Origin of the sequence: Pandoraea faecigallinarum, from assembly GCF_001029105.3 — a bacterium.
Classification (GTDB): Bacteria; Pseudomonadota; Gammaproteobacteria; order Burkholderiales; family Burkholderiaceae; genus Pandoraea; species Pandoraea faecigallinarum.
This window is the reverse complement of record NZ_CP011807.3, coordinates 4619382-4641964: the sequence shown is the minus strand read 5'-3', so window position 1 is coordinate 4641964 and position 22583 is coordinate 4619382. Positions and strand designations below refer to the sequence as shown.

16 protein-coding genes are annotated in these 22583 nt (G+C 65.1%); 2 read left to right on the top strand and 14 right to left on the bottom strand.

What is annotated here, in order from left to right:
• Positions 1-52 precede the first annotated feature (52 nt).
• From AB870_RS20375 to dsbD, 11 genes are all read right to left on the bottom strand, one after another.
• On the bottom strand, positions 53-1348 hold the full coding sequence (locus AB870_RS20375) for a trypsin-like peptidase domain-containing protein (RefSeq protein WP_047906084.1): 1296 nt from the start codon (positions 1346-1348) through the stop codon (positions 53-55).
• Positions 1345-2487, bottom strand: coding sequence for a hypothetical protein (locus AB870_RS20370; protein ID WP_047906083.1), 1143 nt, complete (start codon positions 2485-2487; stop codon positions 1345-1347). The genes AB870_RS20375 and AB870_RS20370 overlap by 4 nt, the downstream gene beginning before the upstream one ends.
• Positions 2488-2772: 285 nt before the next feature.
• Positions 2773-5064: a TonB-dependent receptor gene (locus AB870_RS20365; RefSeq protein WP_047906082.1), complete on the bottom strand. Its 2292-nt coding sequence runs from the start codon at positions 5062-5064 to the stop codon at positions 2773-2775.
• Between the two features lie 166 nt (positions 5065-5230).
• Positions 5231-6133 carry a uracil-DNA glycosylase gene (locus tag AB870_RS20360; RefSeq protein ID WP_047906081.1) on the bottom strand — a complete coding sequence of 301 codons (903 nt, stop codon included), beginning with the start codon at positions 6131-6133 and terminating at the stop codon, positions 5231-5233.
• Between the two features lie 111 nt (positions 6134-6244).
• A complete protein-coding gene (locus AB870_RS20355) occupies positions 6245-6940 on the bottom strand; it encodes a CYTH domain-containing protein (protein WP_047906080.1) in 696 nt (231 codons plus the stop codon).
• A 175-nt stretch (positions 6941-7115) separates the two neighbouring features.
• A complete protein-coding gene (gene trpC, locus AB870_RS20350) occupies positions 7116-7928 on the bottom strand; it encodes an indole-3-glycerol phosphate synthase TrpC (RefSeq protein WP_047906079.1) in 813 nt (270 codons plus the stop codon).
• Between the two features lie 23 nt (positions 7929-7951).
• Positions 7952-8980: an anthranilate phosphoribosyltransferase gene (gene trpD / locus AB870_RS20345; RefSeq protein ID WP_047906078.1), complete on the bottom strand. Its 1029-nt coding sequence runs from the start codon at positions 8978-8980 to the stop codon at positions 7952-7954.
• A 39-nt stretch (positions 8981-9019) separates the two neighbouring features.
• Positions 9020-9607, bottom strand: coding sequence for an anthranilate synthase component II (locus AB870_RS20340; RefSeq protein ID WP_047906077.1), 588 nt, complete (start codon positions 9605-9607; stop codon positions 9020-9022).
• A gap of 412 nt (positions 9608-10019) precedes the next feature.
• A complete protein-coding gene (gene dsbG / locus AB870_RS20335; RefSeq protein ID WP_237169995.1) occupies positions 10020-10901 on the bottom strand; it encodes a thiol:disulfide interchange protein DsbG in 882 nt (293 codons plus the stop codon).
• A gap of 3 nt (positions 10902-10904) precedes the next feature.
• A complete protein-coding gene (locus AB870_RS20330) occupies positions 10905-11750 on the bottom strand; it encodes a TlpA disulfide reductase family protein (protein WP_047906076.1) in 846 nt (281 codons plus the stop codon).
• A complete protein-coding gene (gene dsbD / locus AB870_RS20325; protein WP_047906075.1) occupies positions 11747-13699 on the bottom strand; it encodes a protein-disulfide reductase DsbD in 1953 nt (650 codons plus the stop codon). Before dsbD ends, AB870_RS20330 begins: the two co-directional genes overlap by 4 nt.
• A gap of 159 nt (positions 13700-13858) precedes the next feature.
• Between dsbD and AB870_RS20320 the strand changes: the two genes are divergently transcribed.
• Both AB870_RS20320 and AB870_RS20315 read left to right on the top strand, forming a co-directional pair.
• Complete coding sequence (locus AB870_RS20320) at positions 13859-14524, top strand: response regulator transcription factor (protein WP_047906074.1); 666 nt, start codon at positions 13859-13861, stop codon at positions 14522-14524.
• A complete protein-coding gene (locus tag AB870_RS20315; RefSeq protein WP_047908484.1) occupies positions 14521-15882 on the top strand; it encodes an ATP-binding protein in 1362 nt (453 codons plus the stop codon). Before AB870_RS20320 ends, AB870_RS20315 begins: the two co-directional genes overlap by 4 nt.
• Positions 15883-15892: 10 nt before the next feature.
• Here AB870_RS20315 and AB870_RS20310 read toward each other — a convergent pair whose 3' ends face one another.
• The 3 genes from AB870_RS20310 to rbbA form a co-directional block, all read right to left on the bottom strand.
• On the bottom strand, positions 15893-18262 hold the full coding sequence (locus AB870_RS20310) for a DUF3141 domain-containing protein (protein WP_047908483.1): 2370 nt from the start codon (positions 18260-18262) through the stop codon (positions 15893-15895).
• A 236-nt stretch (positions 18263-18498) separates the two neighbouring features.
• Complete coding sequence (locus tag AB870_RS20305) at positions 18499-19773, bottom strand: ABC transporter permease (protein WP_237169994.1); 1275 nt, start codon at positions 19771-19773, stop codon at positions 18499-18501.
• On the bottom strand, positions 19770-22583 hold the full coding sequence (gene rbbA / locus AB870_RS20300) for a ribosome-associated ATPase/putative transporter RbbA (RefSeq protein ID WP_084663933.1): 2814 nt from the start codon (positions 22581-22583) through the stop codon (positions 19770-19772). Before rbbA ends, AB870_RS20305 begins: the two co-directional genes overlap by 4 nt.

Sequence of the window (22583 nt, the reverse complement as noted above, 5' to 3'; positions counted from 1 at the left end):
TTGCACGATCACTGCGCGATCACTGAGCGGCCACTGAGCGGCCACTGCGGGGTCACTGTGTGATGCCCGCGTCCGCAAGCGCCTTTCGCACCCGTTCGATCTTGATGCCGTTGTTGTAAATCCCCTCCATTTGCTTGCCCTTGTTTCGGCTTTTCCCGCCGGAATGCAGGCCGACGATCTTGCCGTCCGACAGGCGAATGACGGGCGAGCCAGAATTGCCCTTCCAGGTTGACGAGTCGTAGGTGAACAGCATGTCGTCCAGTTTGGGACTCGGTATCGTGAACCCCGGGGCGAAGCGCTCTGCCGGAAACGTGGTGGAATGGTTCGGCAACGCGAACAGCGCATCGATCTGGGGGTCGGTCAGGTTCGCGCATTCTTCGCCGGGCCTGAGCTTGGCTTCGCAGTTGACCGGCCGGGCCGGATAGCCGATGACAGCCACTCTGGCACCGTCGTCGAGATCGTAGACATCGGCCAGCGGCGGCGGTGGCGGCAATGCGTTGTCCTCGGTCCGCAAAATCGCGAAATCGGCAGTGTCGTCGTCGGCGTCGCCCACACTTTCGATGCCGATGATCCGAACGTCGCGCGGCGTGGTGCGGGCATCGCATTTCCGGTATTCGTAGGGGAACGACACGGAGAGAATCTGCTTGTCGTCGTTCATGACCCACTTGCCGGAGCTATCGCGATAGGCGTAGTCCTTGAGTACGTGGCGATTGGTGACGACGTGCGACTTGCCGACAACGAAGACGGTCGCGCCGACCCTGGCGATGGTGGACTGCGCATCGTCATACATGAATATCACGCCGACACTTCGGGCGACGGCCGCGATACGGCTGGAAATCGGACGCACGGCATCCCGCCACGTCGCCCAGCCGACGGTCTGTTCGTCGACCCACGGGGCGCCCGAGCAGAATCCGTAGACCGGCCGCATGATCGCCAGAATGGTTTCCAGCTGGTCCGTCAGCACTTCCTCGGCATCTGGCGCGCCGCCGATCAGCAGATTGTTCGCCGAGGCGATGTTCATGCGTGCCTTGGCGATACCGTCGACTTTGGCGGCGATCAACGGTGTCTGAGGCGCGCGCAGCAGCGCTGCCTGCTCCTTCTTCAACGACAGGTCCTGCTGCTTCAAGGCCTCTCTCACGTCCGACGATCTTGCTTCCTGCACGACCTGGGTGGCGACGGCAGGCGGCACGGTGGGGACTTCGGTCACCACCGGTTTCACCGAAATCGTGGGGATGACCGTGGGCGCGGGCCGCTCGGGCGCAGGCGGTGCCTGCCATTGGGCGAAAGCGTTGGCGGCGGAGCCGGAAGTCAGCACGGCGGCCGCGATCCTCAGTGCGAGCCGCTTCATTGCTGCCACGCCCCGGGAACCGCGCGCACAGCGGCGTCGGCGGCTTCATATTGGCCCTTGGCCTTGTTGAAATCGTCTTTCAACTCGTTGAAGAACGCGATCAACTCGGAGATCGACACGTGTTTGTCGTTCACCAGCTTGAAGAGCTGATCTTCCGCTGCCACCAGTTTTTCGCGCAACTGCACGGGAGACTGGCTCGCGTGCAGCGCATCGTACTCGGCCAGTTGCTCGTTGGCCTGCATGCCGAGTTCCCGAATCCGGATATCGTCGTTGTCGTTCGAGATGCCGGCCGGCGTGATCAGAAGCTTGCGAAACGTGGCCAGCGGTCGCTGCAACGAGACGATCTGCCGTGTCGTCCATGCCCTTTCGATATCCGACGCGGCAAAGTCGCGATCCATCACCTTCGTGAAATCGGCATGGAAGCGGTTCACGTAGTCGGCGAAGCGTTGTTTCGCCTCCATATCGTTGTACGCCGTGAGTCCGGTCTGAACCAACGCAACGATGGCCTTGTATGCCGCAATGGCGGCCGGCACGGCCGCAACAAGCGTCTCCCGGCTGGCGTCGGTGGTGGCGCGTCCATGCCACTTGGAGAGTTGCTCCTCAAGCGCAATCGCACAGGCCAGCACGGCTTCCTGCGGCGGTGTGTCGTCCGCGACGCCAGGCACCTTGATCGGTTTTCGCAACGCCTGAAGCCGCGTCCATTGGCCGCCTATCGAATCGTCGCCCTCGGCAAGCACATCCTTCAGCCCGCTCGAATAGGCGTTGGAATAGGCCATCGCCGCGCGTTCCCTGACAAAGCTGTCCGACCCGGCGCACACGAAACGGGCGAAGGAGCCGAGGACATCGCCGGCCGCGATGTCCTCGTCGGGTCGCGGGTTGCCTCTGAAGGTGCGGACGTAATTTTCGATGGCCTCCGCCCGCCTTACGCGCGCCCGTGACTTCATCTCGACGTCCAGCGCGTTGGCGGATGCTTTTACCGCGCCGTCGAATCCATTGGCGGCGTCTTGCAGCGTATCTTTTTTGCGGAATTGCGTGGCCGAGCATCCCGCGAGTGCGGTGACGGCCACGGCGGCCATGACGATAACGAACGAGCGCGCGGTGATCGCACGCGCGGCAGCAGTGATTCCCCGATTTGCCATCGAACCCCCGAACGAACAGGCAAACTACGTTGTGACGAACGTCTTCTGATTATGGTGATGCGGCAGAGATGCCGGAATGGCATGCGTCGTGCGGCGCGGCGCCATCATGGCACGCAGATCGCGGCCACACAACTTGGCGAAGGGGGTGAATCGGCCGTTTGAAATCAGGCTTCGCTGTACTGGTTGAGGACGCGTCGGCCATCGTTCCCGAAATGCGAAGGGAACCCGGTCGCGATGACCGGATCCCCTTTCCCGTGTCCGACGGCAACACTTACCGATGCACGATCATTGATGGAAGTTCAGCGTCAGCATGGCGGTGCGCCCTGGCGCCCACGTCGCGTAGATCGGGTAAGCGCTGGAGTAATACTTCTTGTCGAAGATATTCTGCACGTTCAGTTGCAGATCGACCGAGCGCGACACGCGGTACGTGGCCATCGCGTCGAAGCGGGCGTAGCCGGGTGTCCACTTGCGGGTCGTTGCCGTCACCGAAGCGTACGTGAGGCTCGATAGCGTCATGCCTGCGCCGAGCGTGAGCTTCGGCATGACTTCATAGTCGGTCCACAGCGTGAGGTTGTGCTTGGGGACCATCACCATCGGCAAACCGTTCGAACCCGGGGCGGCGGCGGGGCCGGCGTCGGTGGTGAGCGCGTTCAGATACGAATAACCGCCGAACACACGCCAGTGGTTCGTCAAACTGCCGGCCCAGCCGAGTTCGGCGCCGCGCACCCGCTGGCTACCGGCGTTGATCTGCCCGCCGAGTCCGTCGGACACGCGCGCGTTGGTCTTATCCGTCTGGAACAGGGCGGCGCTCAGCGACAGGCGCTGATCGATCACGTCCCACTTCGCGCCGACTTCGATGTTGCGGCTGCGCTCGGGCGAGAGGTTGTTGTTGGCCGACGTGATCTGGTCGTTGCCGCCGCCCAGGCCGCTGTTCGAGCCCGGCGGATTGGCCGAGGTGCCGTACGACGCGTATAGACTCAACGACGGCAACACCTTATAGACGAGCCCCAACTGGAAACTGAACAGGTTCGAAATATTCTTCTGGTCGGGTACCCCGGCTTGCACGGCGTTCACGTCGAAGCGGTCGAAGCGCGCGCCCGCATTCAGGAGCCAACGCTCGGAGAGTTTCACGCTGTCGAACAGATAGGCCGACGCGACGTTGGTGCGCGTGTTGGTCGCGGCGCCGGGGAAACCTTTATCGCCGTTGAGCGCGATGCTGCCGGTCCATGGATTATCCGGGTTCCAGTTGCCGATGGTCGTGCAGTTGTACGGAACGGCGCACAGCGCGGTGGAGTTTGTCGAACGAATGTTGTTGCCCGCGCTGTCCGTCACGAGGTAGCCCTCGTAGCGGCTTTGTTCGTTGCTGAATTCGAGGCCTGCCGTCAACGTGTGTTCGAAGCCGAACAGGGTCGCCTTGCCGGTCAGTTCCGTCTGGTTGGCAATGCTGTTCGTGGCGTATTTCCCGCTCTTGGCTTGCAGCGCGATGATGTTCGGGTTCGTGCTCAGGAATTGCGGGTTCGTCGCGATGTAGTCGAGCGTGGCGCGACCGACCATCGTCGTGTTCTTGATCTTCCACGTGTCGTCGATGCGGTGTTCGACCTTGATCTCGCCCGTATCCGTCTGGCCGCGACGGTAATCGCGATTGTTCAGGCCATAAAACTGGTTGCGCTGAAAACCGCCGTCGGGCGTGCCGCCGGCGGCGCGGAACGGTGCGCTGAAGTCCGGCATGTCGTACGAATTCAGGTGGTAATAGCTCACCGTGACCGTGGTCGGGCTGTTCAGGCCGAATGCCACGGACGGCGCGACACCCCAGCGCTTGCTATACACGTTGTTGCGGCCGGCCTGGTCGGCGTCGTGGCCCATCACGTTAAGACGCACGGCGGTCTGATCGTTGATCTGGCGATTGACGTCCATCGTCAGGCGCTTGTAGCTGTCGGTGCCCAGACCGAGGCTCGCGTTGGTGAAGTCTTCGAGACGCGGGGTCTTGGTCGTAATGTCGATGCTGCCGCCCACGGCGCCTCGGCCTGCGTAGACCGAGTCGGGGCCTTTGATGATGCTGATGTTCTCGATGGCGAACGTTTCGCGGTTCTGCACGCCCGAGTCGCGCATGCCGTCGACGAAGATCGAGTTGCGCGATTCGAAGCCGCGAATGACGGGACGGTCGGCGGACGGGTTCGCGGCGGCGTCACCGCCGAGGAACGTGATGCCGGGCACGGTCTTGAGCGCCTCGGCGAACGTCGTGGCGTTCGTCTGCTTGATCAGTTCTTCGGGAATGACGGTGATCGAGCGCGGCGTATCGCGCAGCGGCGCGACGAACTTGTACGACGGCAGTGTCTTCGTCTGCATGGGCGAAGCGACGGCGCTGTCGTTCACCTGTGTGGTCGGCAGGGTGACGGCGGCTGCGGCATTGCCATTGGCCTGTGCCGGGCCGGACGCCTGCGGCGAGGCGCCGGGCGTGACATCGGACGTCGACTGAGCGCTCTGGGCGTGGGCGGGAAGGGAGGCGAAACTGCCGGCGACGACAAAGGCGCAGGCGGAAGCGAGCAGGCGCTGACGCGCCTGAAAGGCGTTGGACATACGTGTTTCCGGCGAAGGCGCCGCCGTCGACGCTTCACAGGCCGGGCAACGCGCGATTTAGTTATTGTTAATGAGATTGATAAAAGTTCTCATTACGGGCCGAAAGTTTAATGTCTTCGCCATTTCATGTAAACGCGAATTGCGTATGCGAATCGATATATTGAAATTACGCCGGGATCCGCCAGTCGATCGGGGTCTTGCCGTGTTGTTCCAGAAACGCATTGGCGGCGCTGAAATGTCCGCAACCGAGGAAGCCGCGATGGGCCGACAGCGGGGACGGGTGCGGAGCTTCGAGCAGCAGGTGCCCGTGGCCCGACAACAGCGGTGCCTTGGCCTGCGCATGGCTGCCCCACAGCAGAAACACCAGTGGGCCTTGCTGAGCGGCGAGGCCCGATAGCAAGGTGTCCGTACATGCCTGCCAACCGCCCTTTTTGAACGGCTTCGCGTGACTTGCCGCGTTCCCCGCTTCCACCGTCAACGTCGTGTTCAGCAGCAGCACGCCTTGCTTTGCCCATGCATCGAGATTGCCGTGCGGGGGCGGGGCGATGCCCAGATCCCGCTCGATCTCCTTGTAGATGTTGCGCAGCGACGGCGGCACACGCACGCCCCGCTGCACCGAGAATGCCATGCCGTGCGCCTGTGCAATGCCGTGGTCCTCGCCGTGATAGGGGTCCTGCCCGAGAATGACGACCTTGACGTCTTTCGGCGACGTCATGCGCAGCGCATGGAAGATGTCCGCCGGGTAGACGGTCTTGCCGGCGGCGACTTCGGCGTCGACGTATCGGCACAGGGGGGCATACGCCTCGCTCTGCACAAACGGCGCGACCAGCGCTTTCCATGCGCCCGGCAAGGCGTCGAACTGGTCTTCGATGTGCCCCTTGAGCGGACCGGCGACGGTGTGGCCGCCTGTGTGATCGCGGGGAAGGCTTGCAATGTCCGCGGTCCTGCCGTCGCCGTTCACCGGATCGCTTGCGCCGTCGAACAGGGAGCCTTGCCGGTTTTCGCCGGTGCCGGTCGCGGATTTGGCGGTCCCGCGGGCGCGCGAGGAGGGGGGGGTACGTGGTGCCATGCGGTCAGTCTGTCGGATGTGCGAATATGGAGGTATGAATCGTCTTGATGGTGCGCTTCGATGCTTCGGTGCCCGCGCAGTCCCTGTCGCGTCGGCCCGTCGTTGCCCGCTTCAGCCGCCCAGCACCTTCTGCCGCAGCCGGTAACCGCGCTGCGCCTTGCTCACGTTATCGCTGTGCAACTCCGCGAGCACGGCACACAGGTCCCGCGCCAGCGCCTGCAAAATGCGCTCGCCCTGGCCGTCGCGGTCGTCATCCGGGGCGTCGAGCAGTTCCAGTTCCACTTCGATCAGCGGTTCCGTGTGACGTAACCCGTCGGCCTCGACAGCCACCTCGCCACGGTCGAACGCAATCTCCACGGCCGTGCCGTCGCCTGCGACATAGCGCCACAGGCGTCGCACGAAATTCGTCTCGAACTGTGCGACGACGCGCTCGCCTTCGTCGCGTAACAACGCTGCCGTCGCAGGCATGTCGCATGCGGCGATGAGCGGTGCGAGTTCGAGCGCTTCGCCATGCACGGCCAACTCCCATTCGTGCCGCACGTGCACTCCGTCGCGTGCCACGCCGACGGACTTGAGCGTTTGCAGCCACTGTCCGGCATGCCCGTCACGCGCCACATAGCGCAGGCGCAATGCGGCTTTCGCGCGCGCAAGGGCGAGATCCGGCGTGTCGAAATAGCGATTGACGAGATGGCGTTCGCCCCGGGCCTGTGCGCCGGGAAGGCGATCGAGATGGGAAATCAGCGCGTCGGCGCGCGAGGCGGGCAGATCGCCGGGCAGGGCAAGTTTGAGTTCGCGTTCGAGGGCCATGGGCCGCTCCTGTCAGGGAACGCCGGTCGAGGCGGGCATCGCGATCCGAGGCCGGAACGGCGCGCCTCGCCGGAAGTCGCGCGGCGCCCATGCGGGGCACCGCACCATGGTTCGCTTGCGCGATTCGCCTGACGATCCCCGATGCAGCGGGGCGGCGAGTCAGCGAGTCAGTGAATCAGCGAGGCATGTCGAACAAAGCAGCAAGCGCGTCGCCCGGCTCGGGCGCGCGCATGAACGCTTCGCCGACGAGAAAGGCATTGACGTTGGCCGCGCGCATGCGCGTCACGTCGTCACGCGACAGGATACCCGACTCCGTCACGACGAGGCGATCCTGCGGAATGTGTTTCAACAGCCCCAGCGTCGTGTCGAGCGTGACTTCGAAGGTGTGCAGGTTGCGGTTGTTGATGCCCAGCAGCGGCGTGCGCAGTTCGAGGCCGGCGTCGAGTTCCCGGCCGTCATGCACTTCGACGATCACCGCCATGCCTAGCTCGTGCGCCAGCGCCTCGAGCTCGCGCATCTGCGAGAGCTCCAGCGCCGCGGCGATGAGCAGAATGCAGTCGGCGCCCATGTCGCGCGCCTCGTACACCTGATAGGCGTCGATCATGAAATCCTTGCGCAGTACCGGCAGATCGCACGCCGCGCGCGCGGCCTTCAGATACTCGGGCGCGCCCTGAAAGAACTGCACATCGGTGAGCACCGACAGGCAGGCCGCGCCACCTTTCCGGTACGACCCGGCAATGCGCGGCGGCACGAAATCCTCGCGGATCACGCCCTTCGACGGGCTGGCCTTCTTGATCTCGGCGATCACGCCGGGCAGGCCGGCGTCGATCTTCGTACGGAGGGCGCCCACGAAATCGCGCGTACGCAGTGCGCTGTCGCCAACGGTCGCTTCCGCGTCGCGGCGCAGGCTCGCGAAGTCGCGCACCCGCCGGGCGGCGGCGACTTCTTCGGCCTTCACGGCCAGGATCTTGTCGAGAACGGTAGACATATCAATAAGGAGTCCGGGAAAACTTACGCCTTGAAGCGCTGCGTGAATGTGACGAATTCATCGAGCTTCCTGCGCGCGGCGCCGCTCGCGATGGACTCGCGCGCCATGGCGATCCCGTCGGCAATCGATGTCGCACGGTTGGCCGCGTACAGCGCCGTACCGGCATTGAGCGTGACGATCTCGCGCGCGGTTCCCGCGGTGTTCTCGAGCGCTTCGATGAGCATCATCTTCGATTCCTCGGCGCTGCCGACTTTCAGACTGCGGTTGCTCACCATCTGCAAACCGAAGTCCTCGGGATGAATTTCGTACTCGGTGACCTTGCCGTCCTTCAGTTCGCCGACGAGCGTGGCGGCGCCGAGGGACACTTCGTCCATGCCGTCCTTGCCGTAGACGACGAGCACGTGCTCGGCCCCCAGACGTTCCATCACCCGGACCTGAATCCCGACCAGATCCGGGTGGAACACGCCCATCAACTGATTCGGTGCGCCGGCCGGATTGGTGAGCGGCCCCAGGATGTTGAAGATCGTGCGCACGCCCATTTCCTTGCGCACGGCGGCAACGTTCTTCATCGCGGGATGATGGTTCGGGGCAAACATGAACCCGATACCGACTTCGCCAAGGCACTCGGCGACCTGCGCCGGCGAGAGCATGATGTTGACGCCCAGGGCTTCGAGCACGTCGGCGCTGCCAGACTTCGAACTCACGCCGCGATTGCCGTGCTTGGCCACTTTGGCGCCCGCGCCGGCTGCAACGAACATCGATGCCGTGGAGATGTTGAAGGTATGCGACACGTCGCCGCCGGTGCCGACGATGTCGACGAAATGCTCGTCGGACGGCGCGTCGACGTGATTCGCGAATTCGCGCATGACCTGCGCGGCCGCGGCGATCTCGCCGATGGTTTCCTTCTTTACGCGCAGGCCGGTAATGATGGCCGCCGACATGACAGGCGAAATCTCGCCTTTCATGATGAGACGCATCAGGTGCAGCATCTCGTCGTGGAAAATTTCGCGGTGTTCGATGGTGCGCTGAAGCGCTTCTTGCGGGGTGATCATTTTTCGACTTCTCCTCTGTCGGTGGGGCCGTGTCCGCCGTCAGGCGGCGATGGCGGCGCGCGGCGCCGCTTGCAGGAAGTTGCGCAGCACGGCATGGCCATGCTCCGACAGAATCGACTCGGGGTGAAATTGCACGCCTTCGACGTCGAGCGTCCTGTGGCGCACGCCCATGATTTCGCCGTCGTCGGTCCAGGCGGTGACTTCGAGGCAGTCGGGCAGCGAGGCGCGCTCGATGGCGAGCGAATGATAACGGGTAACGGTAAAGCGCTTGGGCAGGTTCGCGAACACGCCCTGTTGCGTGGTTTCGATCTCGCTTACCTTGCCGTGCATGATCTGCTGCGCACGTACGACGTTGCCGCCGAAGGCCTCCCCGATGGCCTGATGGCCGAGGCATACGCCAAGAATGGGGATTTCGCCGGAGAAGCGCTTGAGCACGTCGAGCGTGATGCCGGCATTGGCCGGGCAGCTCGGCCCGGGCGACAGACAGATACGCTCGGGGGCGAGTCCGGCAATCGTGTCGAGTGTGATTTCGTCGTTGCGGAAGACGCGCACGTCCTCGCCCAGCTCACCGAAGTACTGGACGATGTTGTAGGTAAACGAGTCGTAGTTGTCGATCATCAGCAGCATGATGGTCCCTGTTCGTCTGGTGACAAAGATTGTCGAACGCGTGGAATTTGCGATGGCCCCCTGAGCATGCCCCCACATGGAATTCGCGGTCCGCGGGGGAGGGCGCTATGGGGATGAGATAGACGTGGCGGGTTACCGCCACCAGCGCAGGGCAGCGGTCAGGGGCGACCAGAGGAGGGAGGAAGACTGATGCGACTTCATAGTGAGGCGATTGTAGCAGTATCTTCGGCACGCCGTGGGCGGGTGTCGCAAAAAGCGGCGATTCGGCCGGTTTCGCGCGTCATCCGCCCGTTTCTCGCAAGAATGTGCGCCGGATAGCGGGGGCCATTCGACGATTCTGCTACCCGGGGCCGGCAACCGGATCGCGCCCGGACGGCGTGCCGGACCGCTCGTCACCCAACGCTGCTGCCGCTCAGCGCGCTCCCAGAATGGCGGTTAGCGCCTCGGGCGGCGGCATACCGTTGGTGCGCTCCACGACCCCCTTGCCGTTGCGGTAGACGATCCCCGGCGTGCCCCGGAAACCGAGTTCGGCCATCAGCATCTGGTGGGACTGGAGCGTCTGCGCGACGGTCTTGGAGACATTGCGCGCGGGCTTGATGCCTCCCTGCCTGAACTTCTGTTCGTTCTGCGTGAGGGCGGCAGACGGATTCGAAGCGCTGAGAATGGCGGCAGCCTTGGTCACGCTGTCCGCCTTGATGACGGCCACGAGCACATGGCGCAACTGCACTTTTCCCGAATCGACCCACGGGCGCGCCGCTTCCCAGAACCGGTTGCAGTACGGGCAGTTCGGGTCGCCGAACGTGTAGACGATGCGCGGGGCGTCCTTCTTTCCGTCCTGCACCCACTGCGATGCGCCGAGCTTCGACCAGATCGCTTCCCCCAGCGGCGTCTCGATGAGTTTCGTCACCCGCTCCACGTCGAGCGGCTTGCCGTCCGCCCCGATGCGCGTGCCGACGATGCCGTTACCGTCGGGCAGCACGTAGACCGCCACCGGCTGCTGTCCTGCCAGCCCGGCGTATCCGGCCAGGTCCTTGACGCCCGTGTCGAACGGCTGCAACGCCGTCACGCCCTCGCGCGCCAGTGCCTGCACGACGGCCGGGCCAGTGGCCGACGCGGCGAGTGTGCCGGATGCAACGGGCGCGGTGGGTGCAGCGGCGGGTGCAGCGGTGAGGGCGGTGGTGGCGGGCGCAGCAACATGGGCGGGCGAGACCGCGTCCGCTGCCATGCCGGATGACGAGAGGAAGAGTGCAGCCAGTGAGCCGACGGTAAAAGCGAGGGTCTTGCGAACCGACATGAGTTACTCCTTTCGTGGGGAAGACGCCGGGAATGGCGAAGGTTGCCGGAGCTTGCGGTGAATCACGTCGCGCAGACCCGCGGCGCTCAGCTCGCCCAGATGCGCATCGACCAGACGACCCGTCGGATCGAAGTACAGCGTGGTGGGCAGGGCGCGCGTCTGCGCGGCGCGCATGGTTTGGGAATCGGGATCGAGCAGCAGATGGTCGAACGTCAGTCCCTGCGATTGCACGAACGCTGCCACCGTATGTGCCGCCTCGCCCTGATTGATCATCAGGAACTGCACGTCCGGATAGTCCGTCTGCGCCTGGGCGAGCACCGGCATTTCACGACGGCACGGCGGGCACCAACTCGCCCAGAGATTCATCACGATGGGCTTGCCGAGATGCCTCTCCAGGGGCATGGGACGACCACGAATGTCGGACAACGTGAGCGCAGGTAACGGCGGAGCTTCGCGCAGCGCCAACGTCAGCGCTGCCTGCAAGGCGCCCCACACCGCGACGCCCGCCAGCATCCCGGCGACTATCGGACGCCTGCGTATCGGGTGGCGCCGGGTGCGCCACAGCGCCCATGCGAGCGCCGCGACGGGGCCGCCGAGCCTGTCGAAGCCCCCATCGCCGATGGCGACGATGGACAGCGGCGACGCCGCGTAATCGGGCCACCAGCGCAGCACGTAAACCGCGCGGGCGGCGAACAGGCCGACGAATACGGCGTCGAGCAAGATGGCGGCGCCGGCGCGGCGCGATGGGGCATCTGTCTTGCGCAGGAGGTATCGGGCGGCGAGCCAGGCAAAGATCGCCGCTGCCGCGACCGCCGCCGCGTTCATGGGGAACGGGCCGAGGGCGATCATGATGCCTGCGCCGCGTTTGCGGTCTGCGCCGCCTGCGCTGCATCGAGACGGCTCAGGAACGTCTGGGCATTCAGCTCGCCGACCATGCGATGCTCGCGCACCTCCTTGCCGGAGGCATCGACGAGGATGAGCGTTGGAGGACCGAGCACGCTCCAGCGTCTCATCAGCGCCTGGTCGACGGCGTCATGCTTCGTGACGTCGGGGCGCAGCACCTGCATCTGCGCCAGACGCGCGGCGACCTCCGGATCGCCGAACACGTCGCGTTCGATGACGTGGCAACTCACGCACCAATCGGCATAGAAGTCGATGAGCGTCCATTGTCCTTTGCCGGCGGCTTGCGCGATGCGGGCCTCCACGTCGTGCGCCGATTTGACGCGCACGTAGTCGACCGGGCGTGCGCTGCGCGAGCGCGCATCGCCCGGCCCGCCGGTGACGGCGCCGGCCTGCGCCAGCGGGCGCATCAACGAGTCGCTGCCCGATGCCGCGCCAACGAGCCACATCACGGACCACAGTCCGATCAGCGCCGACATGAAGCCCACCGCCCAGCCTGCCGGCGTTCCACGAATCGCCCACGCCCAACCGGCCACGCCGACGGCCACCCCGAGGCCCAGTGCGCCCCACAGGGCGAGACTGACATGCCCGGGAAGGAAACGGCCGAGCATCGTGATCGCCATGCCGACCATCACGTAAGCGAACGCGATGCGCACGCGCACCATCCATGCCCCCGGACGCGGCAGAATACGCGCCCCGAAAAGTGCGATGGCCAGCAGCGGCATGCCCATGCCGAGGCCCATCGCGAAGAGTGCGCCGCCCCCCATCCACGCATTGCCGGTCTGGCCGATGTAAAGCAGGGCGCCTGCCAGCGGCGCGGTCATGCAGGGGCCGACGAGCAACGCGGAGAGGAAGCCCAGCACCGCCGCGCCGGTCAGTGTGCCGCCGGTGCGATGGCGTCCGGCGGCGTCGAGACGATTCGCGATGAACGACGGCAGACGAATCTCGAACATGCCGAACAGCGATGCGGCCAGCACCAGAAAGAGCGCGGCGAAGGCGCTCAGGAGCCACGGCGATTGCAGCGTCGCCTGCAGGTTCGCTCCCGCAAGCGCTGCCGCGACGCCCACGCTGGCATAAGTGAGCGCCATGGCCAGCACATATGCCGACGACAGGGCCAGCGCGCGCATCGGCGTAGGCCGGTTGCCCACGATCATCGTGGACACGATGGGCACCATCGGCAGCACGCACGGTGTGAAGGCCAGCATCAGCCCGAGGCCGAAGAACAACAGCTTGGCCGCAATGGGATCGAGCGTGGCGAGTTGATTGGCCGCTTCCTGATCGGCGGCCAGCGGTACGGTGGCCGTGGCAGCCGCCGCGCCGTTTGGCGTGGGGACGGCCGGCGTGGCAGGGGCTATCGCGTCGCTGCCTGGCATCGCGGGTTCGGCAGCCTCGCCGGATGCCGCCAGTGCCGACAGCGCCGCGAGTGCCGACGAGGCATCGCCGTATTGCGCGGGCGCGGCAGCGCCCGATAGCGCGATCCGGATGGTCTGCGGCGGATAACAGATGCCTGCCTGCGCACATCCCTGCCAATGCAGCACGACGTAGTCCGTTAGCGGTGCATGAAACTTCAGCCGCAGACGGTCGTCGTAGTAGATCTCGGATTCGCCGAAGAACTCGTCGACGTGGGGCTTGCCGTCCGACAGCGTGAAGTCGACCGGCTTTCCCGCTGCGTCCTCTACACGCAGTGAATGGCGATAAACGTAGTGATCCTTGGCAATTCGGCTGCCGACGACAATGTCGCCGTTCTCATGGCGCGGTGCATCCAGGCGGAGCACCTGCGCGGCGTCGAGCACCTGCGCGCCGGACTGCCATGGCAATGCGGCCAGCGCCCCGGGCACGCGAAGCGCACCGAGTGCGCCGAGCAAAATCACAAAGATGAAAACGATTCGGCGTCGCAATCTGTCCTCCCTGAATCAATCGAAACAAGACAGAGCGTGGTCGAGAACGATTAACTGAAAGTTAACGCGCGCCGTCGCGCGAAACGTCGCCTGACCGGCATGCACGTTATCCGTAACATGTCGGCGTGCCCGAACCAGGCCAGAAAGAGGCGTGAATCAATGCGAGTACTGCTGGTAGAAGACGATCCTCCGATTGCGAACGGCATCGTTGCGGGGCTCTCGACTTTGGGAATTCACGTCGAAGCGAGCGCCTGCGGCGAGGCCGCGATGGCCGCCCATGCCGAAAATACCTTCGATGCGCTGGTGCTCGATCTCGGTTTGCCCGACGGCGACGGTCTGGGCATCATCGCCGGCGTACGTGCCGTCGAGCCCGATGTACCGGTGCTCATCCTGACGGCGCGCGACGGCATCGAGCACCGCATCGCGGGACTCAATGCCGGTGCGGACGACTACATGGTCAAGCCGTTCGATCTGCGCGAACTTGCGGCGCGTTTGCATGCGCTGGTGCGCCGCACGCATGGGCGGGCCGTACAGATCATCGAGGCCGGTCCACTGCGGCTCGATCCGGCGAGCGGGCTCGCGTGGCTCAACGGCGTGCCCGTCGAACTCTCCCGCCGCGAAGTCGACCTGCTCGCCTATCTCGCGAGCAGCCGCGGCCGATGGCTATCCCCCGACATGCTGCACGTGCGCCTGTACGGCATGACCGAGCGCGTCAACAGCAACGTGCTGAATGTCCATATTCACAATGTGCGACGCAAGCTGGGGTGCGACGCTATCCAGACAGCGCGGGGCCTCGGTTACCGCCTGGGATGGAGCCTGTCATGAGTCTTCGGCTGCGTGCGGTCCTCATTGCCGGGGTCGCGCTGACCGTGCTGTGGATGGCGGCGGCGGGCTGGATGATGCAAGGCGTGCGCGAGCGCCTTGACGAGGCACTCGACGAGCGCCTTGCCATGTCTGCGACGATGGTGTCCGGCCTGATGGCACGCGCCGCGTTTTCCCCGTCGACCGGGGAGCGCGACTGGGCCGGCGTGTTCCGTGCGGGGGCGGGCGAGGGTATCGCGTGCGAAATCCGCTCGTTGCAGGGGGCCGTGCTCGCGCATACCGGGGAAGGACCGCAATCGGCGTCGCTCGCATTGCCGGTCGGCTTCAGCACGCGGGAGATCGACGGCCGTCGCTGGCGCATCTACGTGTTGCAGGACGCCGCGGGCTATCAGGTGATGACGGCCGATCTCGTGGACCGGCGCGCGGCACTCACACGCGACATGCTGCGCGCGGCGGGCGTGCCGTTCCTGATCGCGGTCGTCGGTGGCCTGCTGGCGCTTTGGATCGGTATCGGGCGAGGGCTGCGACCGCTCGATACCCTGCGAATGACCCTGCGTCGCAAGCAAACCGACGACACGACGCCGGTCGACATCGGACGCGCGCCCACCGAGTTGAAACCTGTTGTGGCGGCACTGAACGAATGGCAGGACCGGCTGGCGAAGACGTTGGCGGGGCAGCGTGCGTTTACCGATGGTGCCGCCCATGAGCTTCGTACGCCGCTCACGGCCATCGACACGCACTTGCAGGTCGCGCAGATGACGCAAGGCGAGCCGTCGAGAATCGCCTTGCAGCAGGTCGGTGCCGGCGTGAAGCGTCTGCGCCACACGCTCGACCAGTTGATGGCGCTGGCGCACGCAGAGGCGCCGGTGCACGAGCAGGACAAATGCGAGTGCGTGGGCAGCGTAATCGCCGGCGTGCTGAGCGAATGGGGAGAGACCGATCGGTTCGCGTTCCGGATGTCGGGCGCAGACAGTGGATCCGTCCTGCCCAGCTCGATGCTCGGCACGGCGGTGAGAAACCTCGTGGACAACGCGGTTCGGTATTCGCCGCCGGGCAGTGAGATCGGCGTGACGGTGCATGCGCACGAGGCGAACCGGCGCTACTGCATTGAAGTGGCCGACCGCGGGCCGGGACTCGCGCCGGCGCAGACCGCAAGGGTGGGGCAGCGCTTCTGGCGCGGCGATCAGGGACGCCGGCGAGGCGAGGGCGCCGGCCTCGGGATTTCCATCGTGCGGGCGATCGTCGCGCGTTTCGATGGAACGTTGACGTTTGCACCGCGAGAGGGCGGCGGGTTGCTCGCGCGGCTGGACGTGCCGGCCTCGCCCCGGCCGGCACCGTCGAAGGACATTTGCGCGCGATAGTCGGCGGTGGTCATGCCGGTTTCTTCGTTGCCGGGCGACGCGCGGTCCCGGCCGCCCCGGCAGTCGCAGCTTTGACGCTCGCCGGTTTGGCGCGCATCGATTTGGCACGCGTCGATTTGGCTGTCGCACCTGTCGCACCTGTCGCGGCCTTCGCGGACGACTTTGTGCCTGCGCTCGTTTTTCGCGATGCGCGCGCCGGGCGTTGCGATGACGCTTTCGCCTGACGCTCCAACGGCCCGGACATCTGGCCCTCGCGTTTTTCCGCGGCCCGCTCGAAGACCGCGAGCACCCGGTCCAGATCGTTTTGCTCGCCATCCTCCAGCGGTACGGCGAAACTCAGATCCCTGACAGCGTTCGCCACGAGGCGAATATGCTCGGGCGAGGCCTGCGCCAGCATGCCCGGAATCGCGTCCATGGCCGCATTCGGCGCCATGCGCAGCAGCCCGGCCTGGCGACGGATGATCTCGCGAAAGCGTTCGATGGAAATCTGCGCGTCGCCTCGCGGCAACGACCGCGCGAGATTGAACTGGCGCTCGTCAGCCTCGCCATGCAAACGATGCACCCAGAGCAGCGCGCGAATGCCCGCTTCGAGCACGCCGCCCTGGCGCACCTCGTGGCGGCGCAGTTCGAGCGCTTCCTTCACGAATGCCACGTGTTCGGGTGAGGTGCCCGGATGCACGCGCACCGCCGCGCCATCGCTGCCATGCAGTCCGGCGAGTGCCTGTACCCACGGTTGACCGTAGATGAATTCGAACGCCTTCTCGTAGCCGTCGTCACGCACGTCGCGATAGAAGTTCAGCGATTGCTCGATGGCGCTCGACACTGCATGCTCCAGCGCAAGAAACGGATTGTCGGGCGACACCGGACGCCGCGTCTCGCGCACACGCCCGGCTTTCCCGGCGAAGGGCACGGCAAACGGATTGCGATCCGACCACAGTTCGTAGTTCACGCGCAGCGGGTGCAGCAGGCGCATCCAGTACGCCGAGGTTGGCGTCACCATCGCGCGCACCCATGGTTGCATGAGGCTGCGATACAAACCGAGGTGGATGTCCGACAGATGGGCCACTGCCGCGAATCGCCGGTCGCTCTCCGGGTCGGGTTGCACGATGGCGCGTACGTCTTCGACACTGCGCCGCTGGATCGACATCACGTAGTCGCCTTCGGCCAGTTCGCTGTGCACGGTGTCGCGCGTCTTGTCGGCGATTTGCGCCTGATAGATACCCGCGGGCAGCACGTCGATCAGATCGATGTTGTTGACGAACTTGCGATGTTCCTTGCGCCCGGTGCTGCTCGACACGAAGATGCCGAGGTGGCCGATGCTGTCGTGCGTGGCGTACACGATGGTCTGATCGTGACTGAGGACTTCCTCGTCGTCGCGATACATGTCGGTGACGAACCCGAGCGCCTGCGGCGGGGGCGTGATGTTGTCGCCATACGAGCAGAACACTACGATGGGCGAGCGGATATTGCGCAAGTCGAGACGGATACCGTCGCTGGTAATCAGTTCGGCGCTCGTGAGCCGATTGCCGATGAACAGGTTGTCGACGATGTACTGCATTTCCTGCGCGTTCAGGAAGACGTGCCCGCCCCAGTATTTCTCGAAACCGAGATAGCGCGGCGCCTCCGTGTCGACGTTCGCGTACAGATGGTACTTCTTGCGCCAGAGCGTGTTCGCCGGGTCGAGATTCTCGAAGTTCTCGACGAGCCATGCGCCGTCGAAACGACCGTCGCCGAGATCGCTCGTGAGCGCGGTGAGCCAACTGCCGCCGAGCAGGCCGCCCGAATAGCGCATGGGATTGCGCCCGCGCCAGCCGGCCCAGTACGACACCGGCGCACCCGCCACGATGATCGGACCGAACAGTTCCGGGCGCATGGCCGCGGTCATCAATACCTGCCAGCCCGCCTGACAATTGCCGATGACGGCGGGTTTGCCGGCGCTCTCCGGGTGCAGGGAAATCACTTTCTCCAGAAACGCGGCCTCGGCGCGCATCACGTCTTCCACCGTCTGCCCCGGGACCGGATCGGGGAGAAAACCCACGAAATAGCACGGATGCCCGGCGCGCAACGCCGCGCCGATCTCGCTGTCGGGCTTGAAGCCGCCGATGCCCGGGCCGTGCCCCGCACGCGGGTCGACTACCACGAACGGACGCGCGTTGGGCAGCGTCGGGGTGTCCTCCGGCGCGAGGATACGCATCAGGCAGTAGTTGCACGGGCGCGGCAGTGTGTGCGCATCGAGAATGACTTCGGCCGCGAAATCCAGCACATTCGGTGCGGATTCGGCGAGATGTTCCTGATATTGATTGCCGCGCTGGCGCATGACGTCGGCAAACAGTACGCTGCGCTGCCAGGCGTCCACGGCGTATTCGGCGGCGGCGGCCATCCACGGCAGATTCGCCAGCCATGGAGCGCCGTGCGCGGCATTTGTGTCGTCGGTGTGGGAGGCATGCGCCGCATCGCTGCTGCGATGGGAGGCGCCAGGCAAGGCGCGACGCGAGGGGCGGCGCTCGTGTGCGGCAGACGACTTGGCAGGCATGGCAATGACCTCACAAATCCGGCATGACAGGGTCGGCGAACACCGCGATGGGGGGCGACGGAGATGCCGCCGGGCCGCGAGCGTTACGCCATCGAACTGAGCGTGCGGCGAAAGCGCCGCAGCGAGACGGTGAAGAACACGGCGCCGATGACGGCGAGCGCCATGAACTGCACCCACACGACGCCGATCCCGGCGCCACGGAACAGAATCGCCTGTCCCAACTCGACGAAGTGCGTTGTAGGCGCGACGAGCATGACGTCCTGCACCAGCTTCGGCATGCTCTCGCGCGGGGTGTTCCCGCCCGAGAGCATTTGCAGCGGCAGCAGCACCAGAATCAGCAACATGCCGAACTGCGGCATCGAGCGGGCGAGCGTTGCGAGAAATATCCCCATCGAGGCTGTCGCGAACAGGTGCAGCGTGGCGCCCAGCAGGAACAACGCGACCGAGCCGCCGATGGGCACATGCAGCGCACCGCTCACGATCAGCCACAACGACATGGCAGCCGCGATCAGCACCACCAGCCCCATCGACCACACTTTCGCCAGCATGATCTCGGTCGGTGTCACCGGCATGACGAGCAAATGCTCGATGGTGCCGTGCTCGCGCTCGCGAATGAGCGCGGCGCCGGTGAGGATGATCGACAGCATGGTGATGTTGTTGATGATCTGCATGAGCGAGCCGAACCACGCGCGCTCCAACGTCGGATTGAAGCGCACGCGCAACGCCAGATCCACCGGCAGTTCGGGCGTCGAGCGGTATCGCTGGAGAAATTCGCGGACTTCCGTGGAGACGATCTGCTGCACGTACCCGCTGCCCGAGAACGCCTGGCTCATGCGGGTTGCGTCGACGTTGAGCTGGACTTCGGCGGCGCGGCCCGCGAGCACGTCGCGCTGGAAATTCGGCGGGATATTCAGCGCGAAGGTGTATGCGCCTTCGTCCATGCCCCGGTCGACAGCATCGGCCGTGATCATCTGCGGCACGGTGAACTGCGGCGGGTAGAACGCGGAGACAATGCGCTGCGACAGCGGCGAGGCGTCTTCGTCAACGATGGCGATGGGTGCCAGATGCAACGTGTCGGGCTGCGCGGTGGCGGAGGAGTAGACCGAGGCCGTGAACGTGTAGACGATCAGGATCAGCATCATCGGATCGCGCACGAGGCTCCACAGCTCCTTGACCCCGAGGCGGTAGATGTTCGCGAGATGCCGTAGCCACGGGTGACGGCGTCGTGGCGGCGCCGCGCGCGATGGCGCGGCCGTTGCCGACGGCGAAGCCGGCAATGACGGCGGCGTGGGTGGCGTCGGTGGCGTCGGTGAAGGATTGGGCGCGGAGCCGTGTGGCGTGCTCGGGCTGGCCATCATTTGTCCTGTTTCTTGAGCAGCAGGATCGTGGTGCCCAGTATGACGGGCACGGCCATGAGCATCGGCCAGAAGGCGCTGCCCAGATCCCCGAAGCCGAGGGCCTTGTTGAAGACGCCACGGCTGATGATGAGCATGTAAGTCGCCGGATAGATCTCGCCGATGAACCGGCCCGAGCCCTCCATCGACGGCACCGGCGTAATCATCCCGGCAAACTGCACGGCCGGAATCATCGTACCGATCATCGTGAAGAACAGGGCCGCGATCTGACTGCGGGTGAAAGTGGACGCCAGCAGGCCGATGCCCGTTGCGACCACGTTGAATATGAAGACGGCGGTGATGAGCGTCAGGAAGCTTCCCTTGATGGGAACGCCGAACAACGTTACGGCGAGCAGCGCCATGAGCAGGAAGTTGAGCATCGCGAGCGCCACGTACGGAATCTGCTTGCCGATCAGAAATTCGGTGCGTGTGACAGGCGTGACGTACAGATTCAGGATCGATCCCATCTCCTTCTCGCGCACGACCGACAGGGCGGTGAGCATGGCGGGCAGCATCAGCAGAAGCAGCGGGATCACGGCGGGCACCATCGCCGGCAGGCTCTTGACGTCGGGGTTGTAGCGAAAGCGTGTCTCGATGTCGAGCGACGACGTGGGACTCACGCCGAGCCGTCGCAGCGACTGATCGGCGAGCCAGTTCTGATGCATGCCCTGGACGTAGCCTTGTACGGTCTCCGCGCGCGTCGGCATCGCGCCGTCGATCCATGCGCCGATCTGCACGGCCTTGCCGCGGGAGACGTCGCGCGCAAAGCCCGGCGGTATCTCGATGGCGAGCGACAGTTCACCGTCGCGCAAACGGCGATCCATGTCGTTGTAATCGGTAATGGGCGGCTGTTCGATGAAGTAGCGCGAACCGGCGATATTGAGCGCGTAGTTCTGACTGAGCGTCGTCTGATCGCGATCGAGCACGGCGTAGCGCAGGTCTTCCACGTCCATGCTGATGCCGTACCCCATCACGAGCATCAGCACGAGCGAGCCGACGAGCGCGAGCGTGGCGCGCACCGGGTCGCGTTGCAGTTCCAGCGCCTCGCGCCAGAGGTAGCTGATCATGCGCCCCGGCGAAAAACCCTTGCGGTGCGCCCGGTCCCCTTGATTCGCCTGATCCGCGTGCGCCGCGGGGGCGGTCTTCGCCGCGTTGGCCGTTTCGGGCGCTTGCGGTGTCCCGCCGCCAGCCTCGACGAGATATTCGATGAACGCCTGTTCGAGCGTATGCGCGCCCTTGTCCTTCGTGATCTTCGCGGGGGGATCCGAGACGAGCACCTTGCCTGCGTGCATCAGCGAGATGCGGTCGCAGCGCTCGGCTTCGTTCATGAAGTGCGTCGAGATGAAAATCGTCACCCGGTCCCGGCGCGAGAGCTCGACGAGCAGACGCCAGAAGTTGTCGCGTGCCACAGGATCGACACCCGAGGTCGGCTCGTCGAGGATCAGCAATTCGGGCTTGTGCACCATCGCCACGGCGAGCGAAAGACGCTGACGCATGCCCAGCGGAATGCTGTCGGGCAAGGCGTCGAGAACTTCCGCCAGATCGAAACGCCGCACCATTTCGGCGACGCGGGCCTCGACGTCGGCTTCCGGCACGTGGAACAGCCGTGCATGGAGCACGAGATTCTGCTGCACCGTCAGCTCGGTATAGAGCGAGAAGGCCTGCGACATATAGCCCACACGGCGTCGCGTATCGATGTCCTTGGGATCGACTTCGTGGCCGAACAGCCACGCCTGTCCTTCGCTCGCCTGAAGCAGACCGGTGAGCATCTTCATCGTGGTCGACTTGCCGCATCCGTTCGAGCCGAGAAAGCCGAAGATCTCGCCGCGACGAATGCGGAAGTCCACATGATCGACGGCCACGAAATCGCCGAAGCGCATCGTCAGCCCTTTCGCCTCGATGGCGATCTCCGTGTGTTCGTCGATGTGCAGGGCAGGGATCACGACCGGCTCGTAGCCGCGCTTCTTCTCGTCCGGCAGCAAGTCGATGAAAGCCGCTTCGAGGCTGTCCCGGCGTGTGCGGGCGAGCAGTTCGGCAGGCGTGCCGGTCGCGAGTACCTTGCCTGCGTCCATGGCGACGAGCCAGTCGAAGCGCTGCGCCTCGTCCATGTATGCCGTGGCCACGATCACGCTCATGGTCGGACGCTCGCGGCGGATGCGGGCAATGAGGTCCCAGAACTGCGCACGGGCGAGCGGGTCCACGCCGGTGGTCGGCTCGTCAAGAATCAGCAGATCGGGGTCGTGGATCAGTGCGCAGCACAAACCGAGCTTCTGCTTCATGCCGCCCGAGAGCTTGCCGGCCGGCCGGTCCAGGAACGGATGCAGACCGGTGCTGCGGGTCAGGTCGTCGATGCGCCGACGGCGCTCGACGGCGTCGTGGCCGAACAGACGCGCGAAGAATTGCAGGTTTTCCTCGACGGAGAGTGTCGGATAGAGGTTCCTGCCCAGCCCTTGCGGCATGTAGGCAATGCGCGGGCACACCCGTTCCCGGTGCGCCTTGCTCGCCATGTCGCCGCCCAGCGCCTCGACAGTACCCGTCTGCACGGCGCGCGCCCCGGCGATCAGCGAGAGCAGCGTCGATTTGCCCACACCGTCCGGGCCGATCATCCCAACCATGCAATTGGCCGGAATGTCGATCGAGACGTTGTCCAGCGCGACGGTCTTGCTGCCGTACTTCAGCGTGACGCCCGCTACGTGGACGACGGGTGGCGCGTGCTGCGCAGGCGCGCGCGGGGCGCCATCAGGCGAGCGGGGAGCGGGGGGCGGGAGCGTCAT